Source organism: Mucilaginibacter sp. McL0603 (assembly GCF_049992945.1).
In the GTDB taxonomy this organism is placed as follows: domain Bacteria; phylum Bacteroidota; class Bacteroidia; order Sphingobacteriales; family Sphingobacteriaceae; genus Mucilaginibacter.
This window is the reverse complement of record NZ_CP188251.1, coordinates 4,691,719-4,704,205: the sequence shown is the minus strand read 5'-3', so window position 1 is coordinate 4,704,205 and position 12,487 is coordinate 4,691,719. Positions and strand designations below refer to the sequence as shown.

General features: G+C 39.7%; 9 protein-coding genes. 3 read left to right on the top strand and 6 right to left on the bottom strand.

Going from position 1 to position 12,487, the window contains the following annotated elements; translation table 11 throughout:
* Window positions 1–105: 105 nt before the first annotated feature.
* Window positions 106–852, bottom strand: a complete 747-nt coding sequence (locus tag ACPPVU_RS21525) for a hypothetical protein (RefSeq protein ID WP_426668800.1) — start codon at window positions 850–852, stop codon at window positions 106–108.
* A gap of 153 nt (window positions 853–1,005) precedes the next feature.
* Between ACPPVU_RS21525 and ACPPVU_RS21520 the strand changes: the two genes are divergently transcribed.
* Complete coding sequence (locus ACPPVU_RS21520; RefSeq protein ID WP_426668799.1) at window positions 1,006–1,443, top strand: peptidylprolyl isomerase; 438 nt, start codon at window positions 1,006–1,008, stop codon at window positions 1,441–1,443.
* Window positions 1,444–1,546: 103 nt separating this feature from the next.
* The gene (locus ACPPVU_RS21515) at window positions 1,547–2,083 is read left to right on the top strand and encodes a DUF5606 domain-containing protein (RefSeq protein ID WP_426668798.1); all 537 of its coding nucleotides are present in this window, start codon (window positions 1,547–1,549) and stop codon (window positions 2,081–2,083) included.
* Between the two features lie 71 nt (window positions 2,084–2,154).
* On the opposite strand, the gene ACPPVU_RS21510 is transcribed toward ACPPVU_RS21515, so the two are convergent.
* The 3 genes from ACPPVU_RS21510 to rlmH form a co-directional block, all read right to left on the bottom strand.
* Entirely contained in the window at window positions 2,155–3,102 is a 948-nt protein-coding gene (locus tag ACPPVU_RS21510) for a cation diffusion facilitator family transporter (RefSeq protein WP_426668797.1), read from the bottom strand.
* 9 nt (window positions 3,103–3,111) lie between these two features.
* Window positions 3,112–4,068: an aspartyl/asparaginyl beta-hydroxylase domain-containing protein gene (locus ACPPVU_RS21505; RefSeq protein ID WP_426668796.1), complete on the bottom strand. Its 957-nt coding sequence runs from the start codon at window positions 4,066–4,068 to the stop codon at window positions 3,112–3,114.
* A 108-nt stretch (window positions 4,069–4,176) separates the two neighbouring features.
* Window positions 4,177–4,650: a 23S rRNA (pseudouridine(1915)-N(3))-methyltransferase RlmH gene (rlmH, locus tag ACPPVU_RS21500; RefSeq protein WP_426668795.1), complete on the bottom strand. Its 474-nt coding sequence runs from the start codon at window positions 4,648–4,650 to the stop codon at window positions 4,177–4,179.
* 75 nt (window positions 4,651–4,725) lie between these two features.
* Here rlmH and ACPPVU_RS21495 point away from each other — a divergent pair, with 75 nt between their 5' ends.
* Window positions 4,726–6,540: a MutS-related protein gene (locus ACPPVU_RS21495; RefSeq protein WP_426668794.1), complete on the top strand. Its 1,815-nt coding sequence runs from the start codon at window positions 4,726–4,728 to the stop codon at window positions 6,538–6,540.
* A gap of 110 nt (window positions 6,541–6,650) precedes the next feature.
* Here ACPPVU_RS21495 and ACPPVU_RS21490 read toward each other — a convergent pair whose 3' ends face one another.
* Window positions 6,651–9,173 carry a TonB-dependent receptor domain-containing protein gene (locus ACPPVU_RS21490; RefSeq protein ID WP_426668793.1) on the bottom strand — a complete coding sequence of 841 codons (2,523 nt, stop codon included), beginning with the start codon at window positions 9,171–9,173 and terminating at the stop codon, window positions 6,651–6,653.
* 300 nt (window positions 9,174–9,473) lie between these two features.
* On the bottom strand, window positions 9,474–12,359 hold the full coding sequence (leuS, locus tag ACPPVU_RS21485) for a leucine--tRNA ligase (RefSeq protein ID WP_426668792.1): 2,886 nt from the start codon (window positions 12,357–12,359) through the stop codon (window positions 9,474–9,476).
* Window positions 12,360–12,487: the final 128 nt, after the last annotated feature.

The following is a 12,487-nucleotide window of genomic DNA, read 5'->3' as shown; positions in this document are numbered from 1 at the left end:
AAATGCCAAAAACACAAAGCATAAAACAGGAAGATTTTTTTGAAATGACTTCATTCTCAAAAATAACGAATAATTATTGAGGCTATTATGATTTTAACGGAATCGTTACTCACTTGGTTTGGCATTCAGGTTTGTGAGATCCTTTGACTCCCTTTGTTCTTTTGGAATTTTCATGAACTCTTGATAGCTTGAATTGACGTAACCGGCAAAATTAAACTCCGGACTGGTATATGTATCGACGGTAGGAGTATACAAAATGATGAAATTGCTCATTTCTTGTCCTTTAAACGGAACATAATCCTTCAGGTTATCAGGACTGAATTCTCTGGCGATTTTTTGTTTTAGCTCTTCGTCTTTTCCTAACTGTATGTCTTTTCGTTTCTTTTTGGCATCGGAATGTGAGTCAAACAAATTCATGGTAAGCCCACCCTTTAAATCGCCATTTGCATCTTTTGAATAAACAACAGTTTGACCGCCGAACGGAGATAAAGTAGGAGGGGCAGTCAGGCTGCCAAGCTTTGTTTGTTGGTCGTTTATTGTAACGCCTTTTAGATTAGTACCTTTCAGGTCCATCAGGATTTCAGTCGAGCTGAGATCCTTCACATATAATGTATCGGCTTCATATGCAAATGAAGAAAAAGTGACCAGGTCGCCTACATGGGCACGAATGGCAAACAGACCGTTTTTATCAGTTACCGTAAAAACATGAGTGCTTAAATTCTGAATGCTTACCCCGGCAATAGGTATGCGGGTTTTATTCTCATATACCCGGCCTGTCAAATTACCCTGAGCATAACTTATAGTGACAAGAAACAGAAACCCTAATAGAAATAGGAACGAACGTAACAACATAAAGACTAATATAACGCAGGGGTATTATAATAAAAGATTTATTGCGAAATAACGAATAAATAAGAAAATTGGTATATCATAATTGTCACCTTTCTGCTTTCGCCTTTAACCTTTCTCCTTTTTTACTAACTTTGCACCCTATTAAATATTGAAATGAGTAAAGCAATAATTAAAACCGAAAAGGGCGATATGACCGTAGAATTCTACGACAAGGACGCTCCAAATACTGTAGCGAATTTTAAAAAACTGGCTACATCAGGATTTTACAACAATGTAACTTTTCATAGAGTAATACCTAATTTTATGATACAGGGCGGTGACCCAACAGGCACAGGTGCAGGTGGCCCGGGTTATAAAATTGATTGTGAACTGACGGGAGACAACCAATATCATGATCGTGGCGTATTGTCGATGGCACATGCAGGCCGCAATACCGGCGGATCGCAATTTTTTATCTGCCATAGCCGTGCTAATACATCACATTTAGACAGGAATCATACCGTATTTGGTAAAGTGATTGAAAATGTTGATGTGGTGGATGCTATACGCCAGGGTGATAAGATTTTAGGAATTGAGGTGATAGAAGATTAAATAAAAGTTGAAAATGTTAGAGTGGTTGTAGTAGTTGAAAGACTGTTGACCTTTTTAACTCTTATAACCTTTATAACTATTACAACCATTATAACAATAAACAATGAATTTACGTGGAATAGTATCGGTAGCAGGAAAACCGGGTTTGTGGAAAGCACTCGCGCAAAATAAAACCGGGTTTATCTTAGAAAGCCTTGATGCTCAAAAAACAAAGTTAGTAGCTAACCTGTCTACCGCTAAAATAGCAGCTTTAGATGAGATTACCATTTTTGGGGAAGACGAGGATATCCGCTTGCTTGATGTGCTTGAGCGCATGAAAGCGATCAAAAATGTTCCTGAGGCTAAAGCTGATGGTAAACAGTTGAGAGAGCTTTTCAGAGAAGTGGCACCGGGTCATGACGAGGAAAAAGTGTATGCCTCTGATATGAAAAAGGTAGTTTCGTGGTATCATATCATGAAAGAGTTACCTTTATTCAGCGAAGCTGCACCAACTGAAGCTGTAGAAGAACCAATTGCCGAACCAGAACCGGTTGAAGCCGTTGAAGAAGCTAAACCAGCTAAGAAAGCAAAAGCTCCGGCTAATGCTAAAAACATAGAAGAACCTGCAGCTCCCAAAGCAGCAAAAGCGAAAAAGAAATAATAAATTTCTGGATAATGTCACTTAACGAATAAGGCCGAATTTGTTTCGGCCTTATTCGTTATATTTGTTTTTTAGCAATCCACATGTACGCATTTCTCGTCGGCAAACTCCGGCTCAAACGTACTGTGACTGATGGATAGATGCTCCAGGCGGTGCCTAAGATCATGTTTTATATTATCGAATGAAGTTACTGCATTCTGATCGATCACCAGGTGTGCAGTTAGTGCATTTTCGGTAGTACTTAATGCCCAAACGTGGATATGATGTACATCAACCACGCCTTTGCATTTCATTAGTTCTTGTTTTATCTTATCAAGATCCATTTCCTTAGGCACACCGTCCATCTCCAAACGTAGGCTGTCGCTTAATAAACTCCAGGTACCTTTCAATATTACTATGGCTACAATCAAACTTACAGCACTGTCAATCCAGTATATGTGGGTAAAGTAAATGATCAGTCCGGATACTACTACACCAAATGATACAATGGCATCTACTGCCATGTGCAGGTAAGCACCTTTCACATTCAGGTCTTTGTCTTTATCCTTAACAAAAAGCCATGCAGTAACAGCATTGATGCCAATACCTGCAAAAGCAACCCAGGCCATAGTGCCGCCAGCAATAACTTCCGGATGTATAAACCGCATTACGGCTTCGTAACCGATAAAACCTACAGCTATAAAAAGTACTAAAGCGTTAAAAAAGGATACAATAATGGTTGATCTTTTATAGCCATAAGTATATTCACTGTTTGAGCTTACTTTGGTTAGTTTAAAAGCTAATAAAGCAAGGGCAAGGCCAGCAACATCACTCAGGTTATGTCCTGCATCGGTTAATAGTGATAGCGAGTGGCTCCACAAACCAGCCACTACCTCGAGTACAACAAATGCGGAGTTTAAAATAATACCAACAATAAATGCGGTATTTAAATGATCAAGCTTAGGGGCATGATCATGGTGGTGATGACCATGCGAATGTGAGTGGCCATGCGAATGACCATGATCGTGTGTTGCTGACATTCAGCAAATTTAATGTTTAAAAATCAGATTTATGATCCACCTGAAAAAAGCGAAGTATAATATGATAAGTAATAACAAATATTTTACAGCATAATACAGCTTGATGTTATACGCTTTGATGCGTTTGCCAAGCAGCCTGATAGAATAGATATATTTGAATACCTTATTGATATTGCCTGTTTTATCATTACCCATATTGGGCGATGCAGCGGCAGCCATTATGAACCACCCGAAAAACTTGTTCCATCCACGCCCGAACATGGTTTTTACTGGTCGCTCAATATCACAAAACAGTATAATGCGGTCTACATCTGTTTTATTTTCAGCATGATGGATGTAAGTTTCATCAAAGATCACATCGTCACCATCTTTCCAAAAATAGCTTTGCCCGTCGACTACAATATAGCAATCTTCAGAGTTTGGGGTTATCAATCCTAAATGATACCGCAACGAACCTGCATAAGGGTCCCGGTGTTGTAGCAGCTGACTTCCGGCTGGCAAAACAGCAAACATGGCTGCTTTGATGGATGGAATACCCTTTATCAATTCTATAGTTTGCGGACAATGTTTTTTTGCTGATTCGTGAAAATCATCATACCATTTCAGATAAAAGCGTTTCCATCCCCGCCTGAAGAATGAGTTGAAACCAACATCATTATATTTATTCGATCCTTTTATCAGTTCTTCACGTTCCAACTGCAATGCTTCATCGCGTATGATTTGCCATTTATCTTTTAACACCTTAAGCTGCGGAAAATTGGCAGAGCTGATGTATGGTTTATTTTCCACTGCAGACAAGGCATACATCGGCATATTGATGGGTGCCATGAACGTAGAATGATCTGTAAGCTGTCTGAAAAACTTATATCTTACCTTTCCTCTATAGTGTACAATAATGGTCGAGATGATCAAAATGTAGAGGATGATGAATTTTACTGAGACCAGTTCTGTAAATATTTGATGCATATGGACAGGGAGTATCACCCAAAGTTAGGAAAGTCCAAATCTTAAAATGCATTTATTTGTCTATTTAAAAGGCTATTTTACAGAATGCTGACGATTTATGTTAAACGACTAGGGGTGATGATAGGGCTCTCCTTTAATGATAGTAAATGCCCGATATAGCTGTTCTGCAAAAAATAAACGTACCATTTGGTGTGAAAATGTCATCCGCGAAAGTGATAATTTATCATTGGCTCGTTGGTAAACGGATGGGTCAAAGCCATACGGGCCTCCGACAATAAAAACCAGGTTAGTAACCGAACCGACTGCCTTTTTATCAATATAAGCTGCAAATTGGGAAGAGGACAATTCCATGCCTTTCTCATCCAATAAAATTACATAATCAACAGCCGATAGTTTTTTTAGTATAAACTCAGCTTCTTTGGCCTTTTGTTGTTCCTGGGTAAGTGCTTTGGTGTTCTTTAGTTCTGTTATTTCGGCAACCTCTATTTTAGTATAATGCTTCAATCTTTTCAGATACTTATCAATCCCCTCCTTTAAATAAGCATCTTCGGTTTTGCCAACTATCAGAAGGGTTATTTTCATTTTTTTGTTGTAAAGTTGTAAAGTTGAACTATTGCAAAGTTTAGCACATTCAATCCCAAAATTAAAAATAAATCAGTGGAACAGAATATCATTAATGACTATAGGCAAAGAGCAGTAATAGCGGAGACAGAAGCGAGCAAATATCAGAAGCTGGCTAATACTTATTCGCTTTACAGATTGGTCGTATTTGGGGTATTTATATTGTCAGTTTGTTTAGCGATCAGTTTTGATGAGATCATTATTATAGTCATAGCCACATTAATATTAAGCATATGGTTTAGCTGGCTGATCAAAAGGCAAAACCGTTTTGAGGCATTAAAGAATTACTTTCTGGATGTTAAAAAAGTAAATGAAAATGAGATAAATAGTATTGTCAGCAAATCAAACATTTACCCTAATGGTTCATGGTTTATTGATGATAAGCATTATTATACATCTGATTTGGACATATTTGGAAAGGGTTCTTTATTTCAGTTGATGAACCGGGCGACAACTTTACCGGGGGAGATTAAGCTGGCTACATGGCTAAATGCACCTGCGTCTAAAAGTGTTATCTTACTGCGCCAACAAGCAGTTGAGGAAATTGCTAAAAAAAATGATTGGAAGATCGATTTTCAGGCCCACCTCTTATTCTCCCTGAAACAACAGAAAGAACAGATAAAAAATTTACTTGAATATTTAAAAATTCCAGTTGAATTAGAAGATCAGAAATGGCTGAACATCTATAGTAAAGTTGCTCCTTATTTATTATTGTCAGCCATTATAGCAGCAGTCTTTTATACTCCGGCACGGTATTTTGTTGGACTAATTATTTTGAGCAATTACCGCATTGTTTCATCAAAGTCAGACAGTGTAAAGAAAACTGACTTGATCGCAGGAAGAATAGGAACAACACTGGCTCATTTTGTATTTGCTTTCAAGAGTATTGAAAATGAAGAATGGCAGTCGGAATACTTGCAGAAAGTATCAATGAGAATTAAAGGCGAAGAAAGCGTGGCTGTTTCTGACAAAATAGCAGAGCTTTCCAGTTTGATCAATAAGCTTAATGCCCGTTTAAATCTGGTTGTTGGCTTTATTCTGAACACCTTTTTACTTTGGGATATTCGCCAGGTTATTGCCATTGAAGACTGGAAGCGTAATAATCAGCAAAGTTTGGAAGAAGCGTTTGATGTGATCGCAGAATATGAGGCGCTCATCAGCATGGCGGGTTTACGTATTAACTACCCGGACTGGTGTTTACCTGAGATCATAGAAGGAGGAAATTATACTTTAACAGCTAATCAGATTGCTCACCCTCTAATTAACATAAACAGCCGTGTAGCCAATGATTATGAATTAACGAATACTTTTAATATCGATATCATCACCGGCTCTAATATGGCCGGGAAAAGTACTTTTTTACGCACTATTGGTATCAATACTGTATTGGCATTGTGTGGGGCGCCAGTTTGTGCAGATACCATGCGGTTATCTGTAGTTACGATTTTAAGCTACATGCGGATTAAGGATTCCCTGAACGAAAGCACATCTACTTTTAAAGCCGAACTCGATCGATTGCAAATGCTGTTAGCTGCCGTTGACAGCGATACCAAAATTTTCTTTCTGATAGATGAAATGCTGCGCGGAACCAATTCAGTTGACAAGTATTTAGGATCGAAAGCAGTAATAGAGCAATTGATCAGCAAAAAAGGAGTGGGGATGGTTGCCACGCACGATCTGCAGATAGCCGAATTAGAACAAAAGCATCCTGATTATATCCGTAACTTTTATTTCGATATACAGGTTAAGGAAGGCGAAATGTTGTTTGACTATAAAATCAAACACGGCGAATGTAAAACCTTTAACGCTTCATTATTACTCAAACAGATCGGTATTGATGTCAACTCATAATAGATTGGCATCAATCAGTGCAATCAATTAAAAATCGGTGTAATTATATAACAAAAAATGTGCAGACGATCACTCATCTGCACATCCAAATATAGGTTGACAATCAAATATTATCTTCCACCAGGGCCGCCGCTGCCAGGCGAACTTGAGTCTCCTTGTTTCATATCATCATTATTAACACCTTTTTTCTGTTGCGGGTTACTGAAGGTTGTTTTACCAAAGCTGTAGCTAAACGTTAAACCAACCGAACGGAATGGAAATGCGAATGTACTGCTCTGAGAAAGGCCCGGACTTGAAATATTGGTGTTGAAATGTTTATATTTATTAAACGGTTCTAGTGTATTGATACCCAAAGACGCTTTTTTCTTGAGGAATTGTTTACGCACACCAGCACCCAATATACTGAATGACGGATTGGTACCTTGTATGGTACGGCGCGGTGAATTTTCAACTGCAAAAACCTGGGCTATAAAGCCGCTTTTCAAAGCCACTTCGGCCATTAAAAAGGCATTGTACTGTACATATGTACCGGTTTGTGTAAAGTCATCGACATATTGAGGGTACGGAGTTGGGTTATAAGTATAAGCATTGATGCTTCCGCGTATGGTCAGGATATTGATCGGGTTGATCGATCCAAAGAAGCTTGCACCAAATGAGTTGTTTAGTGCAGCATTTTGAAAAGTGCTTATTGTACCTGGTTCGTCGGCTAGTGGCGTAGCAATGCTTTCTATCATATTACCTGTATGCTTGTAATAAACCGAAAGATTGATAACAGATGACTTGATGAAAGTATTGTAGCCTAACTCAACAGTTTGAGATATTTCCGGCGCTAAGTGTGGGTTACCTTGTGTTTGCGCCAGGACATTGCTGGTATTAACATACGGGTTAAGAAACTGCAAGCTTGGCCGGGTAATACGTTTGCTGTACGATAATTTAATCGTTTGCGTTGAGCTGATCTGTCTTTGGATTGTTAAACTTGGAATAAATGTGTTGTAATCATTGTTAAAAGCTTGCAAATCAGTTTGTCCAGCTGACTGTGGTACCCCATGTATATTTGTAATTTCGTCTCTTGCCCCGGCAAGTATTGAATAGCCTTTAGGCAGGGTAATGGTTAGTACTGAATACCCTGCGGTTACATACTGGTTATAATCGTAAGTGCTTGAGTTAAGATTATCGAATATAAAGTCATCCGGATTTGCAGGGTCCGGAGCAAAAAGATCTGAGTTACTGCTTAGTTTCCTTATAATTTCTTTACCGCCCGCCTCTAATTTAAATACCTTATTAATGGGTAAAGTATAATCAATTTGCAAGGTATATTCATTATTTAAACCATCGATATTATTCTTTTGATTAGCATACTGTGAAGTATAAAACGTTGTATAGTCTGTTACAATCTTGCTGTGACTCCATTGAGTAGAGATATCCAGTTCTTCACCTTCTTTTTTAAACTTACGCGTATAATCAAGGTTCCAGTCAAACCCACCAAACGTATTGTGCCCTATGTTATGGCTCTGATAGGCATAGCTAGAGGCAGGGTGAATAGAATCTATCAGCGAAGATTTTGTAGTACTATTTGGGTCAAACCCACCCTGGTTCAAACGTATGTTACTATGTATACTATTGAATGCGTTGAAATCATAGGTTGCCGATACGTTGCCGATAGCACCATGCCTTTTTAAATAAGTTGTGCCATTTGATTCAGAAGCAGTATGACGAATAAGTGTGTCCCCTGCTGCATTGTATCCCTTAATATCGTTATTAAAACTTGTCAGCGAAGTTTGTGGCCATGTTAAGTTGCCGCCTGCGTTCATACTTAAGCTAAAACGGTTTTTATTGTAATTCAGGTTAAAGTTACCGTTGTTTTGACGTGTACCGATACCGCCGCTAACCGAGCCGCTGATGCCAGTCATATTCTTTTGCTTGGTAATGATGTTGATAATACCTGCTGAACCCTCTGCATCATATTTAGCCGATGGTGAAGTAATTACTTCGATAGTTTTGATCTGATCCGCAGGGATGGTTTTCAATACATCTGATAAGCTTGCTGATGAAGCTCCTGTAGGTTTTCCGTTGATCAGTACACGTACATTCTGGTCGCCTCTTATTGCTACGTTACCATTGATGTCAACAGACACCAACGGCACTTTCTGAAGTACGTCCGAAGCGTTGCCGCCTGCTGCCGTTAGGTCTTTTTCGGCGTTATAGACTATTCTATCAATCTTATTTTCAACAAGGGCAGCTGTACCGGTTATTTGTACTTCCTTTAATGATTTTTGACTTGGCGCAACCCTTATTATGCCTACGTTTTTGTCTGGTTTTGAATCAGTGGTGACTATGCCGTCAACAAATTTATCAGGGTAACCAACATAAGCTATCCTGAGCTTATAAGCACCCGGGTGGAGGCCCTCAATCTTAAAATTACCTTTTTCGTCAGTCAAAACACCATTAATCGGGGCTTTTCCTGTGCTCCTGAAAACACTGACAGAAGCATAGTTGAGCGGTTGTTTGTTGATAGAGTCAACCAGAGTACCGGAGATTTTCCCTACTATGGATGATCCACCTCCAACTCCAAGCTGCGCCCTGGCTGAAAGAACTGAACAGAATATTATTAAAAGTAAAAGTATACGCTTCATTTTAAATCATTTTCGTAATTGGAGGTGAAATTAGATTAAATGTTACAGCCAAAAGCTCTTTTTTTTGCAATTAAGCCCGTTTGTCACTTATTCGTTACCTCGGCTTAGTGTTTAAAGTACAATATCGCCTAATTCGCTCTCCGTTATTTAGTTAATTAAAATCTTAATTTGGAAACATAACAATTCACCAGATCAGAATTGGACATCTATAGAATTGTTGATTGGCCCTGATGCAGGTTTTGGATAAACAAAAAAAATGGGCAAAGACAGAAAGTATCTTTGCCCATGTTATTACATTTTCTAAAGCACAATATTCACTATCCTGCCTTTTACCACGATTACCTTTTTGGGTGTTCTTCCATCCAGATATTTTTGTACGTCGGCATTGGTAACCACAGTACTTTCAATAGCTGCCGGGTCAAGACTTAAGGATATATTGAGGTTCATTTTTGTTTTGCCGTTTATAGAAATAGGGTAGGCAAACTCGTCCTCGATCAAATATTCGGCATTGAATTTTGGATAAGGTGCATACGATAAGGTGCCAGGCTGATTACCTAATAATACCCATAATTCCTCGCAAATATGCGGCGCATAGGATGATAGTACTACTACCAGCTCCTGCAAGATGGCTCGTTTGTTACATTTCAGGTCCGTCAACTCATTTACTGCGATCATGAAACTGGATACAGAGGTGTTGAATGAAAAACGTTCAACATCTTCCTCTACCTTGCGAATAATCTTATGTAAAGACTTCAGTTCGGCTTTGGTAGCCGCATCTTCTGATACACGGAAATTAAATTGCTCATCATGGAAAAGCTTCCAGAATTTACGCAGGAATTTAAATACCCCCTCGATGCCGTTCGTGTTCCACGGTTTGCTCTGTTCCAATGGGCCCAAGAACATTTCATACATACGCAAGGTATCAGCTCCGTAACGCTCGATCAGGTCATCGGGATTAACGACGTTGAATTTGGATTTTGACATCTTCTCGACTTCAATACCACAGACGTATTTGCCATTTTCTAAAATGAAATCAGCATCAGCGAAATCATCCCGCCATTTTTTGAATTTGGTTATATCAAGTATATCATTCTCTACAATATTCACATCTACGTGCAATGGAGAAGTGCTGTATTCTTTTGTTAGTCCTTTGGAAACAAAAGTATTTGTACCGCGTCCCATTTCATCAATTAAACGATATACAAAGCTCGACCGCCCTTGGATCATCCCCTGGTTGATTAGTTTCTTAAATGGCTCTTCCTCAATCACTAATCCCATATCCTTTAAAAACTTGTTCCAGAAACGGCTGTACAGCAGGTGACCAGTAGCATGTTCTGAGCCACCGATATACAAATCCACATTCTTCCAGTATTCAATAGCTTTTGGCGATGCAAATTCTTTATCGTTGTGGGCATCCATATAACGATACCAGTACCAGCTTGAGCCAGCCCAGCCTGGCATGGTTGAATGCTCGTATGGATAACTTTCGCCACCCTCTAAATCTTTTGTCTTCTGACTTCCGTATTTCCAATCCTTAGCCCTTGCCAGTGGCGGTTCACCAGTTTCAGTAGGCAGATATTTATCAACTTCCGGTAATATTAAAGGCAGATCTTTTTCATCGATCAAATAAGGCAGGTCGCCTTTAAAGTAAACAGGTACAGGTTCACCCCAATAACGCTGGCGACCAAATATAGCATCCCGCATTCTGAAGTTTACTTTGGCTTTGCCTGCACCTTTTTCTTCTAAAAAGGCGATTAATTTGGCGGTAGCTTCTTTATAACCAAGTCCATTCATGAAATCCGAATTGATGTATTTTCCTTCCTTAGTCGGGTCGGCTTCAGTTTCGATGTTTTGTATATCGATGATCGGGATTATGGGCAAATTAAAATGTTTGGCAAAAAGGTAATCACGCTGGTCGCCTGATGGTACGGCCATTACAGCACCTGTACCGTATCCTGCCAAAACATAATCAGCAATGTAAATTGGCACTTTTTTATTATTCGCCGGGTTGATCACATAGCTGCCCGTAAATGCGCCCGATACCGTTTTGGTATCTGCCATACGGTCAAGCTCAGATTTCTTTTTGCTTTGTGCTATGTAGGCATCAATTTCCGCTTTTTGTTTGGGCGTAGTTAATGCAGGTACTAGTTCATGTTCAGGAGCCAATACTATGAATGTAACTCCGAAGATGGTATCTACCCTCGTAGTAAATACTTCGATAGCCTCACCCCGACCCTCTCCAAAGGAGAGGGGGGGGGCTCCTCCTTCATTTGAAGTCCTCTCCTTTGGAGAGGATTTAGGTGAGGCTTCAATCGGAAACTTCACACTTGCGCCCACACTTTTGCCTATCCAGTTCCTTTGCATTTCTTTTAAAGGTTCCGGCCAATCTATGGTGTCAAGTCCCTGCAATAAGCGTTCGGCATAGGCGGTGATGCGCATGCTCCACTGCATCATTTTCTTTTGCTCAACAGGGTATCCGCCACGCTCGCTAAAGCCGTCTTTTACTTCATCATTTGCCAATACGGTTCCTAAAGCGGCACACCAGTTAACGGTGCTTTCGCGCAGGTAGGTAATGCGGTATTTTAATAGCTCGGCTTGCTGTTCTTCTTTAGTAAATGCTTTCCATTCATTAGCGGTAAAGGTCAGTACTTCTTCATCGCATACAGCATCTATGCCTGTCGATCCGTTCTGCTCAAAATGCGCAACCAGCCTCTCAATTGATTCAGCCTTGTCTGCAGCTTTATTATACCACGAGTTGAACAGTTGCATGAAAATCCACTGTGTCCACTTATAAAAATCAGGAGAGCTGGTGCGTACCTCGCGGCTCCAATCGAATGAAAAGCCGATCTGGTCCAGTTGACGACGATAGGTAGTGATATTAGCCTCGGTAGTAATAGCAGGATGCTGACCGGTTTGTATGGCATATTGCTCAGCCGGTAAGCCAAAGCTGTCGTACCCCATTGGGTGCAGTACGTTAAAACCTTTTAAACGTTTATAGCGCGCGAAAATATCAGAAGCAATATAACCCAGCGGGTGGCCGACATGCAGTCCCGCACCTGAGGGATAGGGAAACATATCCATCACATAATACTTGGGTTTGGAAGAGTTATTATCAGCCTTAAATGTTTGATTCTCGGCCCAAAACTGCTGCCACTTTTGCTCTATATCTTTAAATTGGTAATCCATTGTCGTAATTTCCGCGTATGAGGTTGCGAAATTAAGAAAAATGACGGATTAGTTGAGTAAGTTGATAGAGTTAAGTGGTTGATTAGGTTAGATTAGGTTGATTGAGTTGATTAGGTTATGAGCAAAGT

What these genes read in the sequence shown, in the direction of transcription:
- rlmH (WP_426668795.1), bottom strand. Translation starts at nt 4,650, where the DNA reads ATGAAAATAACCCTTCTGATAGTTGGCAAAACCGAAGATGCTTATTTA.
- ACPPVU_RS21520 (WP_426668799.1), top strand. Translation starts at nt 1,006, where the DNA reads ATGAGTAAAGCAATAATTAAAACCGAAAAGGGCGATATGACCGTAGAA.
- leuS (WP_426668792.1), bottom strand. Translation starts at nt 12,359, where the DNA reads ATGGATTACCAATTTAAAGATATAGAGCAAAAGTGGCAGCAGTTTTGG.
- ACPPVU_RS21515 (WP_426668798.1), top strand. Translation starts at nt 1,547, where the DNA reads ATGAATTTACGTGGAATAGTATCGGTAGCAGGAAAACCGGGTTTGTGG.
- ACPPVU_RS21525 (WP_426668800.1), bottom strand. Translation starts at nt 852, where the DNA reads ATGTTGTTACGTTCGTTCCTATTTCTATTAGGGTTTCTGTTTCTTGTC.
- ACPPVU_RS21490 (WP_426668793.1), bottom strand. Translation starts at nt 9,173, where the DNA reads ATGAAGCGTATACTTTTACTTTTAATAATATTCTGTTCAGTTCTTTCA.
- ACPPVU_RS21505 (WP_426668796.1), bottom strand. Translation starts at nt 4,068, where the DNA reads ATGCATCAAATATTTACAGAACTGGTCTCAGTAAAATTCATCATCCTC.
- ACPPVU_RS21510 (WP_426668797.1), bottom strand. Translation starts at nt 3,102, where the DNA reads ATGTCAGCAACACACGATCATGGTCATTCGCATGGCCACTCACATTCG.